We start from the raw sequence: 17,873 nt of genomic DNA, 5'->3' as shown, positions 1-17,873 counted from the left end.
GGGATACGGGACACAGGGACCGGCCATGTCGAAACAGCCCGCACAGAACCAGATCGTGCTCGAAGCACGCTCCGTCACCAAGCACTTCCCCGTACGCCGCACCGGACGCGACCTCGTCACGGGCCGGCGCCGTACCGTCCACGCCGTCGACGACGTCTCGCTGGAACTGCGGCGCGGCACGGTCACCGCGCTGGTGGGGGAGTCGGGCTCCGGGAAGTCCACCGTGGCCAGACTCCTCGCCCGGCTCCACCCGCTGACCGGCGGCGAGATCCGGCTGGACGGCACGGCCGTGAAGACCGGACGGGGCCGGTCCTTCCGCGCCCATGTGCGCCGGGTCCAGCTGATCTTCCAGGACCCGTTCGCCTCGCTGAACCCGGTGCACACCGTGCGCTACCACCTCACCCGGGCGCTGCGGATCCACGGCCGGGCGGGCGACGGGGACGCGGAGCTGGAGAAGAACCTGACCGCGCTGCTGGACCGGGTCCAGCTCACCCCCGCGCACCAGTACCTGGACAGGTTCCCGCACGAGCTGTCGGGGGGACAGCGCCAGCGCGTGGCCATCGCCCGCGCGCTCGGCGCCGACCCCCAGGTCCTGCTCGCCGACGAGCCCGTCTCGATGCTGGACGTCTCGATCCGGCTCGGCGTGCTCAACCTGCTCAAGGACCTCAAGGACCGGCTGCGCCTCGCGATCCTCTACATCACCCACGACATCGCCTCGGCCCGCTACTTCGCGGACACCACGCTGGTGATGTACGCGGGCCGGATCGTCGAGGGCGGGGACAGCGAGACCGTCACCCAGCGCCCCGCCCACCCCTACACCCAGCTCCTCATCGCCTCGGCGCCCGACCCGGACCGGGTGGCCGCCGAGGCGGAGCAGGAGGACACCGGCGGCGGCGAACCGCCCTCGCTGATCGACCCGCCCCCGGGCTGCCGCTTCCACCCCCGCTGCCCGAAGGCCATGGAGCGCTGCCGCACCGAACTCCCGCCCCGCTTCGACCTCGTAGGCGGCCAGTGGGTGGCCTGCTGGCTGTACGCGGACGGCACGGGGACGGGCGACACGGAAGCGGAAGGCAGGGGGACGGACGGTACGGAGACAGCTGGCACCGAGGCCGAAGGCACCGAGACGGACGGCACGGAGACAGCCGGTACGGAAGCGGACGGTACGAAGCCGGTCGGCACGGAGACCGACGGCACCGAGACGCACGGCGAGCACCGGAAGGAGGCCGCGAAGTGAAGTACCTGCTGCAACGGCTCGCCTTCTACCTGGTCACCGCCTGGGCCGCGATCACCATCAACTTCCTGATCCCGCGCATGATGCCCGGCGACCCGGTCCAGGCACTCCTCGCCCGGTTCCAGGGCCAGCTCGACACCGGCGCCATCGCGTCCCTGAAGGCGCTCTTCGGCCTCGACCAACACCGCTCGCTCTGGCAGCAGTACACCGACTACTGGGCGCATCTGCTCGACGGCGACCTCGGACTCTCCTTCACCTTCTTCCCGACCCCGGTCAGCGAGGTGATCGCCCAGTCGCTGCCGTGGACCCTGGCGCTCGTCGGCATCACCACCCTGATCAGCTTCCTGCTCGGCACCGGCATCGGCGTCCTCACCGGCTGGCGGCGCGGCTCCTGGATGGACAGCCTGCTGCCCGTCACCACCTTCATCTCGGCCATCCCGTACTTCTGGCTCGGGCTCATCGCCATCGCGCTCTTCGCCGTGAAGTGGCCGCTCTTCCCGGCCGCCGGAGGCTACGACGACTCGCTCGTGCCCGCCTTCGACTGGCCGTTCATCTCCAGCGCCCTCTATCACGGCGCGCTGCCCGGCCTCACCATCGTGCTCAGCGCCGTGGCCGGGTGGATCCTCGGCATGCGGAACATGATGGTGACGGTCTCCTCCGAGGACTACGTCATGGTTGCCCAGGCCAAGGGGCTCTCCGAGCGCCGGGTGATGTTCGGGTACGCCGCCCGTAACGCGATCCTCCCCAACATCTCCGGCTTCGCCCTCTCGCTCGGCTTCATCGTGGGCGGCACCCTGCTCGTGGAGATGGTCTTCTCCTACCCCGGCATCGGCTACCAGCTCTTCCAGGCCGTGGGCGCCAAGGACTACCCCCTGATGCAGGGCGTCTTCCTGATCATCACGCTCTCCGTCCTCGCGGCGAACCTGCTCGCCGACATCCTCTACATGGCCCTCGACCCCCGTACCCGAAGGGAGGCCTAGGACATGGCCGCCACCACTGCCGAGGCCGCCGTCGCCGAACCGGCCGGGACCGGTCCGGCCGGGCCCCCGGCGTCCGGCCGGCGCGGGCTGCGCTTCCTGCGCGGCCGCAAGACCGTCGTCGGCCTCGGCATCCTCGCCTTCTTCGTGGTCATCGCGGTCATCGGGCCGTGGATCGCCCCGTACGACCCCGACACCATGGGTGACCAGCTGCTCCAGCCGCCGTCCGGCGCGCACTGGTTCGGCACCACGCAGACCGGTCAGGACGTGCTCTCGCAGATCCTGGTCGGCACCCGGGGGGTCCTGGTCGTCGGCTTCGTCGCCGGGATACTCGCGACGATCCTCTCCGTACTGATCGGGGTCAGCGCCGGTTTCCTCGGCGGCACCGCCGACGAACTGCTCTCGCTGCTCTCCAACGTCTTCCTGGTCATCCCCGGGCTGCCGCTGATCATCATCATCGCCAGCTTCGTCTCCGACACCGGTGACCTGCTCATCGCCTCCGTCATCGCCCTCACCTCCTGGGCGTGGGGGGCGCGGGTGCTGCGCGCCCAGACGCTCTCGCTGCGCCGCCGGGACTACGTCGAGGCGGCCCGCGCCACCGGGGAGTCGACCTGGCGGATCATCTTCTTCGAGGTCCTGCCCAACCTGACGGCCGTGATCGCCTCCGGCTTCGTCTCCACCGTCATCTTCGCGATCCTCTCCGAGATCACCCTCGCCTTCATCGGCGTCGCCGACATCTCCGACTGGAACTGGGGGACCGTCCTGTTCTGGGCGCAGTCCAACCAGGCCCTGGCCCAGGGCGCGTGGTGGTGGTTCGTCCCGGCCGGCCTCTGCATCGCCCTGCTCGGCATGTCCCTCGCCCTGATCAACTTCGGCATCGACGAGTTCGTCAACCCGCGCCTGCGCACGCAGACCGGTGCCTCCGGGAAGGTCCGGACACGGGTCGGCTTCACGCCCGTGGTGCGCGCGTCCGAGCCACGCGCGTCCCTGGCACCCGGTACGCACGACAAGGAGCCCCGCCCATGAGCAGCAGCGAGCCCGTTCTCACCGTCCGCGGCCTGAACGTGGACTACGGGACCGGGGACGGCGCCGCGCACGCGCTGCGCGACGTCGACCTCACCCTGCACCGGGGCGAAGTCCTGGGCCTGGCGGGCGAGTCGGGCTCCGGGAAGTCGACGCTGGCGTACGCCGTGACCCGGCTGCTCCAGCCGCCCGGGGTGATCACCGGCGGCCGGGTCCACTACCACCGCCGGGACGGCGAGGCGCTCGACCTGCTGGCCCTGTCGGCGGCCGAGCTGAGGGCCTTCCGCTGGCAGGAGCTGTCGATCGTGTTCCAGGGCGCGATGAACTCGCTCAACCCGGTGCACACGGTCCACAGCCAGCTCACCGATGTGCTCCAGGCCCACCGCCCGGAGCTCGGACGGCACGGACGGACCGCCCGCGCCCGGGAGCTGCTGGCGCTCGTCGGCATCTCCGCCGACCGGCTGGCCGCCTACCCGCACCAGCTCTCCGGCGGAATGCGCCAGCGCGTGATGATCGCGATGGCGCTCGCGCTGGAGCCCGAGATCGTCATCATGGACGAGCCGACGACGGCCCTGGACGTCGTCATGCAGCGCCAGATCCTGCGCCAGCTGGTCAGGCTCCGCGAGGAGCTGGGCTTCTCGGTCGTCTTCATCACCCATGACATCTCGCTGCTGATCGAGTTCTCGGACCGGATCGCGATCATGTACGGCGGCCGGATCGTCGAGGAGGCGGCCGCCTCCTCGATCTACCGGGACCCCCGCCACCCCTACAGCGACGGGCTGCTGCACTCCTTCCCCGCCCTGCACGGCCCCCGCCGCGCACTCACCGGGATCCCCGGATCGCCCCCGCACCTGTCCGCCATGCCGGCCGGCTGCGCCTTCCATCCCCGCTGCGGCAAGGCGGTCGACGCCTGCGCCACCCATGTCCCGGCGCTCACCGCACCGGACGGGGACGCCTCGCGCACGGTGGCCTGCTGGCTCCACCGGCCCGCCCCGGCGACGGCGGTGACCGCCCCGCCCGGCCCGTAGCGGCGCCCGCCGGACCCGTAGCGACCGTGCCACCCCGTTCCCGGCGGTCCCGCGCGCCGCTGTCCGCACCGCCCACGGCATCCCGCCCGCAGTGACCCCACGCACACCACAGGAGACCCATGAACATCGTCACCCCCACGGCCTACGCGCGCGAGATCACCGCCGCGGCCGTCCCCGGCCTGCCCGCGGACTTCCGCTGGGGCGTCGCCACCGCCGCCTACCAGATCGAGGGCGCCGCCGCCGAGGACGGCCGGACCCCGTCCATCTGGGACACGTACTGCCGGGTGCCCGGCATGGTCGTCCGCGGCGAGAACGGCGACGTGGCCTGCGACCACTACCACCGGATGCCCGAGGACGTCCGCCTCATCGCGGACCTGGGCGTCGACACGTACCGCTTCTCGCTGTCCTGGCCGCGCGTCCAGCCGGGCGGGCGCGGCCCGGCCAACGCGAAGGGGCTGGACTTCTACAAGCGGCTGGTCGACGAGCTGGAGGACAAGGGCATCACGCCCTGGGTCACCCTCTACCACTGGGACCTCCCGCAGGAGCTGGAGGACGCCGGCGGCTGGCCGGCCCGTGACACCGCGTACCGCTTCGCCGAGTACGCCGCGCTCGCCCACGACGCGCTGGGCGACCGGGTGAAGCACTGGACGACGCTGAACGAGCCCTGGTGCTCGGCCATGCTCGGCTACGCGTACGGCAACCAGGCGCCCGGCCGGCAGGACTTCGGCGACGCGATCCGGGCCGTACACCATCTGCTCCTGGGCCACGGCCTCGCCGCGCGGCAGCTCCGCGAGGCGGCCGCCGCCCGCGGCCACGCACTCGAACTCGGCATCACCCTCAACCTCGGCACCGCCACCCCCGAGACCGACAGCCCCGAGGACGCCGAGGCATGCCGCCGCGCGGACGGCATGGGACGCCGTCTCTATCTGGACCCGCTGGTCAAGGGCGCCTATCCGCAGGACGTCGTCGCCGACCTCGCGCTGCACGGCGCCCGGCTCCCGGTCCGGGACGGCGACCTGGACACCATCGCCACCCCGATCGACGTCCTCGGCGTCAACTTCTACCGCGGCGCCCTCTTCTCCGGCGTGACCGAGGAGGGCTCCCCGGTGGACGCCGAGGGGCTGCCCGTCACCCGTGGGGTGGAACGCGATCTGCCGCGCACCGCGATGGACTGGGAGATCACCCCCACCGCCCTCACCGACCTGCTGGTGGGCCTGGAGAAGGATTACGGCCTGCCGACGGTGATCACCGAGAACGGCGCCGCGTTCGAGGACACCGTCTCCGAGGACGGAGAGATCCACGACGCCGACCGGACCACCTATCTCGCCGACCACATCGCCGCCGTCGCCGCGGCCCGTGCCGAGGGAGCCGACGTCCGGGGCTACTTCGCCTGGTCGCTGATGGACAACTTCGAGTGGTCCTACGGCTACGACAAGCGATTCGGCATCGTCCGCGTCGACTACGACACGCAGGAGCGGACGCTCAAGGACAGCGCCAAGTGGTACCGCGACACCATTCGGCTCACCCGGGGCCGGTGAACCGGGGCGCGCGACGGCTGTCGCACGCGCCCCCCATCCGGGTTAGCTTCGAACTATGCGGAACAGGTTGTTCCCGGCGATGCTGACCGGCCTGCTGCTGATGCTGGCGGCGGCCCTCCTCGGTACGGCCACGGACGCACCGAGGACGGCCGCCGCGACCGGCGCGTCCGCCTCCGCCGTCGCCGCGTCCACCGTCGACGACGTCGCACGGGCGCTGCGCAAGGGCCCGGTGTACGTCGACCCGGCGGCCTCCGGGCAGCTCCCGCCGCGCCAGGCCGCCGCCCTGGCGAAGAAGATCAGGGACGCCGACAAGCCGGTGTTCGTGGCGGTGCTGCCGCAGAGCTCCGCGTTCCCCGCGAAGACCCTGCTGAACACCCTGCGCACCGCCACCGGCATCACCGGCGTCTACGCGGTCCGCCTCGGCGACGGGTTCGACGCGGGCGCCGATCCCCAGGTGATGTCCACCCGGGCGGTCCACAACCTCACCGCCGCGGTGAAGACGCCCGGCGCGGACACCGACGCCGCCACCCAGCTGAACGCCTTCGTCGACCGCGCCGTCGAGCAGGCCCGGGGCAGCGCCCCCGCCTCCTGGGGCGGCGCGTCCCGCGGCGGCCCGTCCTCCGCCGCGGGGCTCATCACGGCGGGCGCGATCCTGGTCCTGGGCGCCGGCACGGCCTACGCGCTCGTCCGCCGCAACCGCAGGCGCAAGGAGGCCGAGGAGCGGGCCGCGCTCGACAGACTCCGGGTCGTCGTGGACGAGGACGTCACCGCGTACGGCGAGACCCTGGAACGGCTCGACTTCCACCCGGCCGAACCGGGTGCCGACGACGCCATGCGCGCGGACTACGAGCGGGCGCTCGACTCCTACGAGAGCGCGAAGAACCGGATGGACCGGGCCCGGCACCCGTCCGACGTACGCGGGGTCACCCAGGCCCTGGAGGACGGCCGCTTCTCCCTGGCGGTCCTGGAGGCCCGCCGCTCCGGCGGGCCGCTGCCGCAGCGGCGCCCGCCGTGCTTCTTCGACCCGCGCCACGGCCCCTCGGTCGCCGACATCCGGTGGTCGCCCTCCGGCGGCACGGTCCGCGAGGTCCCGGTCTGCGCCTCGGACGAGCTCCGGATCCGTACGGGCGACGAGCCGCTGAGCCGCACCGTCGACACCGGTGACGGGCGGCGCCCCTACTGGGAGGCGGGCCCGGCCTACGGTCCGTGGGCGGGCGGCTACTTCGGCGGCGGCCTGCTCCCCGGCCTGCTCGTCGGCACGATGCTCGGCTCCATGCTGTCGAGCCCCGCCTACGCGGCGGAGTACGGCGGCGGCGACTTCGGCTCCGGCGGGGACTGGAGCGGCGGCGACTTCTCCGGGTCCGACTTCGACCCCTCGGGCTTCGACGACGGCGGCTTCGGGGGCGGCGGCGACCTCGGGGGCGGCGGCTTCGACGGGGGCGGCTTCTGAGCCACTGACCAGCGACCTCTCGGGCAGGTGCGATTCATGCTAGACCTGAAGTTATGTCTGGTATCGGCCGATTCCGGGCGCGGCTGCGACGCTCCGTCCGGCGATCACATCGGCACGATGGAGGACGCCCGGGGCAGGCGGCCCCCGCGCCGTCCGACCGGCGCACGACCGGCCGGTCCCCGAACCGCTCACTGCGCGCCCTGTTCAGCGTGCGCACGGTGGCGGGCCAGGTCTTCGTCTTCGTCCTCGGTCTCGTGCTGCTGCTCGTCACGGCGGGGGCGGTCGCGCTGGTGGTGCAGGGCCGCCGGGACAGCATGGCCGAGGCCCGCGCCCACACCCTGAGCGTCGCCGAGACCTTCGCCTACGCGCCCGGCACCGCCGCCGCGCTGGACAGCCGCAACCCCACCGCGATCCTCCAGCCGCGCGCCGAGGAGGTCCGCAAACGGGCCCAGGTCGAATACGTCGTCGTGGCGGGCCGGGAAGGCGTCCGCTACACCCACCCCGACCCCTCGATGATCGGCGGGCACCTCACCGGCCCGTACAAGCAGGCACTGGCCGGACACGAGTACACCTGGACGTTCACCGGGGAGCACGGGTCCTCGGTCAACTCGGTCGTGCCCGTGCCCCGGGCGAACGGCTCGATCGCCGGACTGGTCTCGGTGGGGATCACCGTCGAGTCGGTGAACGCGGTGGCGGACCGCTCCATCCCGCTCGCCGCGGGCGCCGCGCTGGTCGCCCTCGCGGTCACCACGGCCGGTGCCACCCTCCTGAGCAGACGGCTGAGCCGCCAGACCCACGGCCTCGGCACCGCCGAGATGACCCGGATGTACGAACACCACGACGCGGTGCTGCACGCGGTCCGCGAGGGCGTCCTCATCGTGGAGGCCGACCGGCGGCTGACCCTGGCCAACGACGAGGCCCGCCGGCTCCTGGACCTGCCCCCGGACGCCGAGGGCAGGCCGGTCACCGAGCTGGGGCTGGACCCGGACACCGCTGAGCTGCTGGTCTCCGGCCGGACCGTCACGGACGAGGTGCTGCGGGCGGGCAACCGGCTGCTGGCGGTCAACCTCCGCCCGACCGACACGCACGGCGGCCCGCCCGGCACGGTGGTGACCCTGCGGGACACCACGGAACTGCGCGCGGTCACCGGGCAGGCGGAATTCGCGACCGAACGCCTGCTGCTCCTGTACGAGGCGGGTGCCCGGATCGGCACCACGCTCGATGTGACCCGGACCGCCCAGGAGCTGGCGGACGTGGCGATCCCCGGCTTCGCCGACGCCGCGACGGTGGACCTCGCCGACCCCGTACTGCGCGGCGACGAACCGATCACCTCGGACGCCGGCACGCTGGAGATGCGCCGCACCGCCATCGCGGCGGCCCGCCCCGACCATCCGCTCTACCCGGTCGGCCGGGTGGTGGGCTTCGTCCCCGGCCGGACCCGCGCCATGCGGGTGCACAGCGACGACGCCGACCTGACGGCCGATTTCGTCAGGCTGGGCTGGCGGAACTGGGATCACGGCGTGGCCGCGCGGATCAAGGAGCAGGGGTTCCACTCGATCGTCTCGGTGCCGCTGCACGCCCGCGGCGTCGTCCTGGGCATGGCCAACTTCTGGCGCTCGGGCGATTCGGAACCGTTCGACGACGACGATCTGTCCTTCGCGGAGGAACTGGTGGCGCGGGCGGCGGTCGGGGTGGACAACGCCCGCCGCTACACCCGGGAGCACGCCATGGCCGTGACGCTGCAACGCAGTCTGCTGCCGCGCGTCCTGCCCGAGCAGAACGCCCTCGACGTCGCCCACCGCTACCTCCCGGCGCACGAGGGGGTCGGGGGCGACTGGTTCGACGTGATCCCGCTGTCCGGCGCCCGGGTGGCGCTGGTCGTCGGCGACGTGGTCGGGCACGGTCTGCACGCCGCGGCCACCATGGGACGGCTGCGCACCAGCGTCCACAACTTCTCCTCGCTGGACCCCGCGCCCGACGAACTCCTCGGACACCTCGACGAACTGGTCGCCCGGATCGACCGGGACGAGGCGGAGGACGGCGACGTCGAGATCGCCGGTGCCACCTGCCTGTACGCGATCTACGACGCGGTCTCCGGCAACTGCGCGGTGGCGCGGGCCGGCCACCCCGGACCCGTGCTGGTCCTGCCCGACGGCACCGTCGAATTCCCCGAGGTCCCCACCGGGCTTCCCCTCGGCATCGGCGGCATGCCCTTCGAGGCGGCCGAGTTCCACGTACCCGAGGGGAGCCGGCTGGTCCTCTACACCGACGGACTGGTCGAGCGGCGGGACCGGGACATCGACACCGGCCTCGACCTGCTGCGGGACGCCCTGGCGGGCCGCGACCGGACGCCGGAGGAGACCTGCGACGACGTGCTCGACGCGATGCTGCTGGACCAGCCGATGGACGATGTCGCCCTGCTCGTGGCCCGCACCCGCACCCTCGATCCCGACCAGGTCGCGCAGTGGCCGGTGGCCACCGATCCGGCGGCCGTCGCCGGGGTCCGCAAGAACGTCTCCGAGTGGCTCACCGATCGGGGCCTGGAGGAGGAGGCGTTCGCCACCGAGCTGATCCTGAGCGAGCTGGTCACCAACGCGGTGCGCTACGGCACGGCCCCCATCGAGGTCCGCCTGCTGTACGACCGCAACCTGATCTGCGAGGTGTCCGACAGCAGCAGCACCTCACCGCATCTGCGCTACGCGGCGACGACCGACGAGGGCGGCCGGGGACTGTTCCTCGTCGCCCAGTTCGCCGAACGCTGGGGCACCCGCTACACGGAGACGGGCAAGGTCATCTGGTCGGAGCAGACGGTAGGCGAACCGGAGGAGGGCGCACTCGGCGGCGACGTCCTGGGTGGCGACGTACTGGGCGGCGACGTACTGGGCGGCGACGTGCCGGGCAGCGGTGAGCCGGGCGGCGACGCGCTCAGCGGTGACTCCTCGGATGGGCCGGATCCTCGGTGATCCGGACGCGCTGGGGCGCGTCCCGGGGGAAGGACCAGATCAGCCCGGCGGTACTGACCGCGGTCACCACCGTGTCGTCCAGGGTGACTTCGCGGAACGGATTGGACCAGTTGGAGACGGCGAGCCACTCCAGGGTGCTCCCGTCGTCGTCCCGGGTCAGCGCGACCCAGCCGATGGACCCGTGATCGGCCGACTCGCCCGCCCAGGCACGGCCTCCCGCACGGGCGTGCGTGGCGAGCGCGGAATCGACCTCCACCCAGTTGTCGGTGCTCCACTCGGTGGCGCGCAGGCACTCGGTCCAGTGCCACGTCGAGGACCCCGCACCGTCGAGCGGGTCGGACGACTGCAAGCACAGCAGGTTCATCACGAGGAGGGAGCCGTCGGCGAACACGATGAAGTCCCCGTCGGGCGCCTCCCGGTCGCGCCACCGCCGCTGTACCACCTCGGTCATGGCCGGGGCGGCCGAAACATCCATACGCGGAATTCTGGCACGGCGCGCCGGGGCTGCCCCAGCTGCCGGAACTGCTTGGGCCGCTGGAACCGCTTGGGCTGCCGGGCCTTCAGAACCGCTGACCGTCGGCCCGGCGCCGAGCGCCCGCCTCCCGCCCCCGGCGGGGGAGAGGAGGGCGGGCGCGCTCGGTTCCGTGGGTACGAGGGGACGCGGAGGGGCGAGGGGGCGGCCGGGTCCGGGTGCGGGTGCGGGCGGGGTGTCAGCCCTGCGTCACGGCGGACTTGATGGCGGAGATGTCGAAGTTGAGCTTGACCTTGTCGCTGACCATCACACCGCCGGTCTCCAGCGCCGCGTTCCAGGTCAGGCCCCAGTCGGAGCGGAGGATGTCCGCGCTGCCCTCGAAGCCGACCCGCTCGTTGCCGTAGACGTCGGTGGCGGAGCCGTTGAACTCCAGGTCGATGGAGAGCGGCCGCGTGACGTCCTTGATGGTGAGGTCGCCCGTGACGCGGTACGTGTCGCCGCCGAGCTGCTCGGCGCGGGTGGAGCGGAACGTCATGAGCGGGAACTTCTCGGCGTCGAAGAAGTCGCCGCTGACCAGGTGGTTGTCACGGTCGGCGATGCCGGTGTCGACGCTGCCGATCCTGACGTCGATCGACGCGGTGGAGTTCGCCGGGTCGGAGCCGTCCAGCTTCAGGCTGCCCTCGTGCTCGCCGAAGGTGCCGCGCACATTGGTGACCATGGCGTGCCGCACGGTGAAGCCGATGCTGCTGTGGGCCGGGTCGATCGCGTAGTCGCCGGTCAGGGCGGCGAGGGCCGGGTCCACGGCGGGGGCGACGGCGGTGGCGGTGGCGGACGGGGCGTTGTTGTTCCTGCGGTTGAACAGAGCCATGGCTCCTCCTCGGGGACGTGATCGAGCGGTGGTGGTCGAAGCTTTTGTTTAACCTTCAACGAGATTGACTGTAGCGCGATCTAGTTCAAGGTTCAACATCTTGCGTCGGCCAAGAGGGGAACGCGGGTCGACCGAAGGTCGAACGCCGGCCCAATTGCCGCCCACCGTTCTCGCCACCCTCTGGCGGACGCGCGTAGAACTCGGGCAGTATCTCCATGCCCTTACTTGTCATGAGCAGGAGGAATCCCCCCATGCCGTCCTCTATGAGACTGCGTCCCGTCCTGACCGCGTTCGCCCTCGTCCTGGGTGTTCTCTTCGCCCCGGGCATCGGTGTCCTCGGCGGCGGCGCCACCCAGGCCCACGCCGTCAGCAAGCTCACCCACGCCGAGGCCACCGCCCGGTTCAGCTCCTCCGGGGTCACCTGGTCGTCCTCCGGCGGCTGCTCCAACCGCAACGTCGCCACCTGCACCTCGTTCGACCAGCTCAACCTGGCCACCGCCCAGGGCGCCCAGACCCTCAAGAGCGCCACGGGCTGCGCGCTGAACATCACCGGCGGCACCGAGACCGGGCACGCCAGCGGCACGTACTCCCACTGGAACGGCTACAAGCTCGACTTCGCCAAGTCGACCTGCCTCACCAACTACGTCCACAACGTCTTCACCTACATCGGCCTGCGCGGCGACGGCGCCCCCCAGTACAAGGCGGGTTCCGGCAACATCTACGCGGACGAGGGCAACCACTGGGACGTCACGTACTACAACTGCGGCGGCTGCTGAGCTTCCGTACGGCGAACCCTGGTCCGTGCGGGTGCCCCTTCGTGATCCGGGGTGCCCGCACGGGCGCGTGATCCTGCTGGCGCCCCCAGGGCGCCGCGCCCCGCTGGTTCCGGCTACGGCTACGGCTACGGCTGCGGCTACGGCTGCGGCGTCGCCCTGGTCAGGGACAGCTCGTAGCGCACCTCCGGCACGGGGGTTCCGTCGATGGCGGAGCTCTCCTCGTGGCCGTCGGGGCGGAAGCCCGCCCGCTCGTAGAACCGCCGCCCGGAAGCGTTCTCCTTGAGGACCCAGAGCCTCACCCAGGGCAGCCCACGGCGGCGCGTCTCCGCGACCACCGCCTCCATCAACGCCCGCCCGACCCCCGTGGAACGCTGCTCGGGCAGCACGTACATGGCGTACAACTCACCACCGCGCGGCGGCCCCTCGGACTCCCGGTGGGGACCGAAGCAGGCCCACCCCACGACCTCGCCCCCGCGTTCGGCGACCCAGTTGGCCATGGTGCCGCCCCCGCGCTCCAGCAACGCACGGCGCTGCCGGGCGTCCTCCGCCACCGACATCGAGTCCAGATGGGACCGCGGCACGAGCCCCGCGTAGGCCGTCTGCCAGCCGCGCACGCGCACTTCGGCCACGGCGTCGACATCGTCCGGTGTCATCTCGCGTATGAGAACCATGCCCGATGGTAGGGCGCGCGCATGGGGGCCCTTCGGGACGTGGGGGCTCGGGCCCCGGCGCTCGCCGTGAAGGGGGCGCACGATGTGGGCCTTGCGGGGCAACGAGCGTGCTTCCCGGACGAGTTCACAGCCCGCGACAGAGGGGGACGTGCTCGGGGCGGGGCGCTGCTCCGACGGACGAGCGAGACGATCGCGGGGCGGTCGCGGCTCGTTGTCCGTGACGCAGAGTTGCCGAGTGCGCCTCGGTGCAGTGCATCAACGGTCGGCGGTGGAGCGCTTCAACCTCGGTGGTTGCGCTCCGCGCCGCGCCCGTGCGCACCCCGAGTGAGTCTTCAAGTGCGCTGAGCAAGGTTCGCATTGCGGAACGTGATGCGGTTCGGGGGCGCGGGTGGCCTCGGTGGAGTGAGGGTGCGCAGGAGAGGAGAGCCGGTCTGCCGGGGCGAGTGTTTCCATGGATTTGAGGACCGTGTGGTCTGTTTTCGCCCGCCCCGGGCGACGGGGATCTCGTGAAGGGATCCGCCGCCTTCGCTGCCGCAACTCGCCCAAGACGTGATCCAGTTCACACCGGCATCCTGCTGCCCAGTGACGACCCGCTGGTCACCTCCGGGGCGGTGCAGTCCACGCTCACCTTCGGCGCGGACTACTTCCTCGACGGCAGCCTCAGCAACACCAAGGAGCCGGGGGCCGGTGGGCTTCCCAGCGAGATCGTCGGATTCAAGTACAACTCTGCCGGCCTGCCCGTAGAACTCTCGGGAAAGAGCACCTACCTCCTCGGCGTCTCCTACTCCGCCCTCGGCCAGGCAGAACAGCTCACCCTGGGCGCGGGTGCCAAGAACGCCTACGTCAACAACACGTACGAGGCGGGCACCGGCCGGCTCACCCGCAGCCACGTCACGGACCAGACGCACCCGTACATGCTGCAGGACCTCAACTTCACCCAGGACGACGCGGGCAACGTCCAGTCCATCTTCGACCCCACCACCCTCGGCGGCACCACCAAGGCCGACAACCAGTGCTTCAGCTACGACGCCAACCGGCGCCTGACCGAGGCCTGGACCCCCAAGACCGCCGACTGTGCCACCGGTGGCCGCACCACCGCCAACCTCGACGGCGCCGCCCCGTACTGGACCAGCTACACCTACAACACCGCCGGCCAGCGCGACACCGAGACCAACCACGCGGCCACGGGCGACGCCACCACCACGTACGGATACAAGACGCCGACCGGCCAGCCCCACCCGCTCGTCAAGACCACGGGTGCCAAGGCCGCCACGTACGCGTACGACAAGGCGGGCAACACCACGGGCCGCCCCGGCGCCCAGGCCACCCAGACGCTCGCCTGGAACACCGAGGGCGAACTCGCCTCCACCACCGAACCGGCAGCAGGCACCAAGCCCGCTCTGGGCACCACCTACCTCTACGACGCCGACGGCGAACTCCTCATCCGCCGCGCGACCGGAGACGGCGACACCGTCCTCTACCTCGGCGCCACCGAAGTACGCCTCACCACCAAGGGCACGACCAAGAAGGTCACCGGCACCCGCTACTACAGCGCGGCGGGCCAGACCCTTGCGGTCCGCACCACGACGTCCGGCACCGCGGGCAGCAAGCTCAGCTTCCTGGCCGGGGACCACCACGGCACCAGCAGCATCGCCATGGACGCCACGACCCAGGACGTCACCAAGCGCTACACCACCCCCTTCGGGGCCTCGCGCGGTGCGAAGTCCACGACCTGGCCCGACGACAAGGCCTTCCTGGGCAAGCCCGCCGACACGACTACCGGCCTCACCCACATCGGCGCCCGCGAATACGACCCGACCATCGGCCAGTTCATCAGCGTCGACCCGGTACTGGACCCCGCCCAGCACCAGTCCCTGAACGGGTACGCGTACGGCAACAACACGCCTGTGACCTCCGCCGACCCCACCGGAACGTGGATCGACGACGGCACGGGTCACAGCGAGCCTCGGCGCGACGGTGGGCCGGCTGGGCCGCCGAGTCCTACACCGGGGAGGTCGGGAGGTACTCCCCCTAGCAAAGGCACTCACAGCAGCGGAGGCGGTGGAAAGAGTGGCGGCGGTGTTGGTTCCGCAGTTTCCGGAAGCGGGTGCGACAGTCCTTGCCAGAAGGCTCTCCAGGCGCTCGCAGCGAAGTGGAAGGGAGGACTGTACGGAAGCCTGGCGAGGGAGGTGGGAAAGTATGTGGAGATCATCGCCGGAGATGTGAGGTCGTGCACAGAAGGATCGATGGCTTCCTCAGGTGTTGCCGCAGGTTGTGCGGATGCGGCAGGGATAGGCTCGATGGATACCTGGAATGACCTACTGAACGATTGGGTGAACGGAAAGGGAGGAGTTCGAACATTTGGTGCAGGAAGTTTGATTACGCAACAGCTGGCTGGAAATCGGCACAGCTTGGACATTCTTGAAAGGCTGCAGAAGAAGATCTCTGACGCTGGCTACGAAATTGACCCTTCGTCGCTCGGAGGTAGATCTTCCTATAGTGACCCCAAGTCGAACATATTCAAGGACCTCCGGGGAATGTACACCGATGGGAAGAAGGGCTCTGGAATACCGGAGGCATTCATGGGTTCTTACGATCAAATGCATCAGGTGATCAACGTAAATAAGCGTGATAAATCCTTCACTGTTGCCTTTGCTGCATACAATGAGACCGGTGTCGGTTCGCTGACTCATTTTCTTCCTGAGATAGGTCAAGGTAAGAGCATGGGTACCCTGCATCAGACTTATTACTGGACTGTGACGGTAAGTCAGTGAATGGGGATGGTGATGAGGGGCTGACAGGAATTCGGAGAGGGTTGCACATTCTTGGGCATCCTCTCGTGAACTGGATGGTTCGCGTGGTTGGGATCCTGGTGATCCTCATGGGGGCCGTGAGTGCGGCGGCCGCTGTTTTTCCTGAGAAGTCCGGGATGGCGGATTTTCTCCGTGATGCTCGGGGAGGCCGGATGTCCTCGGTCCACGTCATGTATGTGTCCCCGGTGGAGGCGCGAGCCCGATGGGGGGACGGTTTCGTGGGGAGCAAGGAGTACACGTACCGCTTCGAGTCCCTGCCGGAAGGCCGGGACAGCGGAGAGGCCTTCGGCCGGGTTCTTCGGGAGCGGCTTGAGGGCGACGGGGCGGAACTGGTGTTTGACGACAAGGACCCGCTGGCCGGCCTGGGGGGTCTCTCGACGTTGATTCCGCTGCTTTACTGGCGCTTCATAGAGGTCGCCTGGCTCAAGTGGGCGGTTCTGGCCGTCTTTGCGGCAGGCTTGGGTGCAATGGTCATGCGGAAGATGGAGCGTACGCCCAGTGCCGGATACTGGTTGGCCGCCGCTTGCGTAGGGTCTGGTGTGTTGGCCTACTTCTGGACGGAGCCGCATTCGCTTCGGCAGCCCAGTGGTTCCAGGGCGTGCAATTCTGTGATATCTGGATGGGGTGTTTTCGTTCGTTCGGTCTGCTGGTTCGGGATGACGCTGCTGGTGGTGCTTTCGGTTATGTCTCTCCGATAATGACCGGATGCCGGGGCGTTAATTCATCGAACTTTGTGGATGGCTTGTAGAACTCAGGGCCCGCATCGGTGTGCCTCGGTGTGGGCCCTGAGTCGCCGGCTCAGGCCCCCACCGTCACCGTGAAGCGGCGGGGGTTGCCGTCGTTGGCGGCGCCCGAGACGTCGGGTTCGCCGTCGGGGCGGACGTCGTCGTAAGGGAAGGCGTAGCCGATCGGGGTGTTGGCGTGGACGACTCGGGACCAGTGGTTGGTGGCCGGGTCCTGGTAGTAGTCGGCGGTCGAGGTGCCGTTCGGCTGGTCCGGGTGGGTGAGCATCAGGGAGCGGTTGAAGCCGGAGGCCAGGCGGGCCAGGAGGGCCTTCTTGTCGTCCGGGTCGCCCGGGTTGTTGGCGAACGGGCCGTGGTTGCAGGTGAAGACGTCCTTGGAGACGGGCTTGGTGAAGGTGTGGCCGCCCTCGAAGGTCAGGAGGTCGCCACTGACCCGGCCGGTGCGGACGCCCCGGCCGCCCTGGAGGTCGATGCGAAGGTCGGTGGAGCGGTACTTCTCCCAGACCCGGTCGATGTACGACGTGAACACGTCCCGGAACGGCATCTCGTCCGGGCGGTCGAAGAACGGTGCCATCAGGTTCTGCGGCGAGATCACCCGCAGGACGTTGCCGTCCGACCCACGGATCACCAGCTGGTCCCACGGCTGGCCGTCGGCGGCGGCCTGGGCCGTGAGGCCGTCCGCGATCCGCTGCACCGCGCCGTCCGGGAGCGGCGCCACCGTGTGCGTCGCGTCGCCGGTCAGGGTCAGGCCGATCGGCAGTGCGGTGACCAGGTCGACGTAGCTGATGTTCGCGTACAACTGCTGAGGGTTGAAGGTGAACTCGCAGAACGACCAAGTGCGGCCGTAGTTGGCGTCGGTGGACGTCGCGAACGCCGGCTCGACCAGGGCGGGCCCGGGGTTGAGGTAGAACGTGAGCGTGTCGTCGCGTACGAAGTACACGCGGGCGCCGTACATCTGCGGCAGCGTGAGGACCACCGGAGCACTGCCCGCCGCGTTCAGGGGGATGGCGCAGTCGACCGGCAGCGGGGTCTGCGGGGCGGCGGGGGAGTCGGGGTGGTAGACGCTGCCGTCGGCCCGCAGCAGGACCCAGCGGTCGGTGCCCTGCTCATGGCCGGTGACATAGGCGTTGACCCGGCCCGGCAGCGAACGGTTCTCCAGGGCGAGTTCACAGGTCGCCGGAGCGGCGGAAGCGCTCGGGCTCAGGGCGCTGCCCCAGACCGGGTAGGTGAGGGCGGTCGCGGTGGCGGCGGCGCCGCCCGTCAGAAACAGCCTGCGCGAAATCACGAGAGGACTCCCGAGGTGTGTGGGGGGATCAACCA

Annotated in this window: 14 protein-coding genes; 10 read left to right on the top strand and 4 right to left on the bottom strand. The window is 70.4% G+C overall.

Annotated features, from left to right (window positions below):
• The first annotated feature begins 25 nt into the window (after positions 1-25).
• The 7 genes from ACFVFH_RS26630 to ACFVFH_RS26600 all read left to right on the top strand — a co-directional run bounded on the left by ACFVFH_RS26630 (position 26) and on the right by ACFVFH_RS26600 (position 10,210).
• Positions 26-1,234: an ABC transporter ATP-binding protein gene (locus ACFVFH_RS26630; protein WP_383773052.1), complete on the top strand. Its 1,209-nt coding sequence runs from the start codon at positions 26-28 to the stop codon at positions 1,232-1,234.
• On the top strand, positions 1,231-2,211 hold the full coding sequence (locus tag ACFVFH_RS26625; protein WP_383773050.1) for an ABC transporter permease: 981 nt from the start codon (positions 1,231-1,233) through the stop codon (positions 2,209-2,211). Before ACFVFH_RS26630 ends, ACFVFH_RS26625 begins: the two co-directional genes overlap by 4 nt.
• A gap of 3 nt (positions 2,212-2,214) precedes the next feature.
• Positions 2,215-3,234 carry an ABC transporter permease gene (locus ACFVFH_RS26620; RefSeq protein WP_383773048.1) on the top strand — a complete coding sequence of 340 codons (1,020 nt, stop codon included), beginning with the start codon at positions 2,215-2,217 and terminating at the stop codon, positions 3,232-3,234.
• Entirely contained in the window at positions 3,231-4,259 is a 1,029-nt protein-coding gene (locus ACFVFH_RS26615) for an ABC transporter ATP-binding protein (protein ID WP_383773046.1), read from the top strand. The genes ACFVFH_RS26620 and ACFVFH_RS26615 overlap by 4 nt, the downstream gene beginning before the upstream one ends.
• Before the next feature lie 119 nt (positions 4,260-4,378).
• Positions 4,379-5,797, top strand: coding sequence for a GH1 family beta-glucosidase (locus ACFVFH_RS26610; RefSeq protein WP_383773044.1), 1,419 nt, complete (start codon positions 4,379-4,381; stop codon positions 5,795-5,797).
• 55 nt (positions 5,798-5,852) lie between these two features.
• A complete protein-coding gene (locus ACFVFH_RS26605; protein WP_383773042.1) occupies positions 5,853-7,247 on the top strand; it encodes a hypothetical protein in 1,395 nt (464 codons plus the stop codon).
• 218 nt (positions 7,248-7,465) lie between these two features.
• Positions 7,466-10,210: a SpoIIE family protein phosphatase gene (locus tag ACFVFH_RS26600; RefSeq protein ID WP_383773040.1), complete on the top strand. Its 2,745-nt coding sequence runs from the start codon at positions 7,466-7,468 to the stop codon at positions 10,208-10,210.
• Here the strand turns inward: ACFVFH_RS26600 and ACFVFH_RS26595 are convergent.
• Together ACFVFH_RS26595 and ACFVFH_RS26590 are read right to left on the bottom strand one after the other, a co-directional pair.
• Positions 10,173-10,685 (bottom strand): hypothetical protein, encoded by a 513-nt coding sequence (locus ACFVFH_RS26595; RefSeq protein ID WP_383773038.1) that lies wholly within the window; start codon positions 10,683-10,685, stop codon positions 10,173-10,175. The genes ACFVFH_RS26600 and ACFVFH_RS26595 overlap by 38 nt on opposite strands.
• A 235-nt stretch (positions 10,686-10,920) precedes the next feature.
• The gene (locus ACFVFH_RS26590) at positions 10,921-11,550 is read right to left on the bottom strand and encodes a YceI family protein (RefSeq protein WP_383773036.1); all 630 of its coding nucleotides are present in this window, start codon (positions 11,548-11,550) and stop codon (positions 10,921-10,923) included.
• 251 nt (positions 11,551-11,801) lie between these two features.
• On the opposite strand from ACFVFH_RS26590, the gene ACFVFH_RS26585 reads away from it, so the two are divergent.
• Positions 11,802-12,326, top strand: a complete 525-nt coding sequence (locus ACFVFH_RS26585; RefSeq protein ID WP_383773034.1) for a hypothetical protein — start codon at positions 11,802-11,804, stop codon at positions 12,324-12,326.
• Between the two features lie 137 nt (positions 12,327-12,463).
• On the opposite strand, the gene ACFVFH_RS26580 is transcribed toward ACFVFH_RS26585, so the two are convergent.
• Positions 12,464-12,997: a GNAT family N-acetyltransferase gene (locus tag ACFVFH_RS26580; protein ID WP_383773032.1), complete on the bottom strand. Its 534-nt coding sequence runs from the start codon at positions 12,995-12,997 to the stop codon at positions 12,464-12,466.
• A gap of 506 nt (positions 12,998-13,503) precedes the next feature.
• On the opposite strand from ACFVFH_RS26580, the gene ACFVFH_RS26575 reads away from it, so the two are divergent.
• Positions 13,504-15,771, top strand: a complete 2,268-nt coding sequence (locus ACFVFH_RS26575) for an RHS repeat-associated core domain-containing protein (RefSeq protein ID WP_383773030.1) — start codon at positions 13,504-13,506, stop codon at positions 15,769-15,771.
• An 83-nt stretch (positions 15,772-15,854) separates the two neighbouring features.
• The gene (locus ACFVFH_RS26570; protein WP_383773028.1) at positions 15,855-16,508 is read left to right on the top strand and encodes a hypothetical protein; all 654 of its coding nucleotides are present in this window, start codon (positions 15,855-15,857) and stop codon (positions 16,506-16,508) included.
• 100 nt (positions 16,509-16,608) lie between these two features.
• On the opposite strand, the gene ACFVFH_RS26565 is transcribed toward ACFVFH_RS26570, so the two are convergent.
• Positions 16,609-17,838 carry a glycoside hydrolase family 64 protein gene (locus tag ACFVFH_RS26565; RefSeq protein ID WP_383773027.1) on the bottom strand — a complete coding sequence of 410 codons (1,230 nt, stop codon included), beginning with the start codon at positions 17,836-17,838 and terminating at the stop codon, positions 16,609-16,611.
• Positions 17,839-17,873 lie beyond the last annotated feature (35 nt).

It is taken from the genome of Streptomyces sp. NPDC057697 (assembly GCF_042799335.1).
Classification (GTDB): domain Bacteria; phylum Actinomycetota; class Actinomycetes; order Streptomycetales; family Streptomycetaceae; genus Streptomyces.
This window is presented reverse-complemented; position numbering and strand designations above follow the sequence as displayed.

What these genes read in the sequence shown, in the direction of transcription:
- ACFVFH_RS26630 (WP_383773052.1), top strand. Translation starts at nt 26, where the DNA reads ATGTCGAAACAGCCCGCACAGAACCAGATCGTGCTCGAAGCACGCTCC.
- ACFVFH_RS26620 (WP_383773048.1), top strand. Translation starts at nt 2,215, where the DNA reads ATGGCCGCCACCACTGCCGAGGCCGCCGTCGCCGAACCGGCCGGGACC.
- ACFVFH_RS26615 (WP_383773046.1), top strand. Translation starts at nt 3,231, where the DNA reads ATGAGCAGCAGCGAGCCCGTTCTCACCGTCCGCGGCCTGAACGTGGAC.
- ACFVFH_RS26610 (WP_383773044.1), top strand. Translation starts at nt 4,379, where the DNA reads ATGAACATCGTCACCCCCACGGCCTACGCGCGCGAGATCACCGCCGCG.
- ACFVFH_RS26605 (WP_383773042.1), top strand. Translation starts at nt 5,853, where the DNA reads ATGCGGAACAGGTTGTTCCCGGCGATGCTGACCGGCCTGCTGCTGATG.
- ACFVFH_RS26595 (WP_383773038.1), bottom strand. Translation starts at nt 10,685, where the DNA reads ATGGATGTTTCGGCCGCCCCGGCCATGACCGAGGTGGTACAGCGGCGG.
- ACFVFH_RS26590 (WP_383773036.1), bottom strand. Translation starts at nt 11,550, where the DNA reads ATGGCTCTGTTCAACCGCAGGAACAACAACGCCCCGTCCGCCACCGCC.
- ACFVFH_RS26585 (WP_383773034.1), top strand. Translation starts at nt 11,802, where the DNA reads ATGCCGTCCTCTATGAGACTGCGTCCCGTCCTGACCGCGTTCGCCCTC.
- ACFVFH_RS26580 (WP_383773032.1), bottom strand. Translation starts at nt 12,997, where the DNA reads ATGGTTCTCATACGCGAGATGACACCGGACGATGTCGACGCCGTGGCC.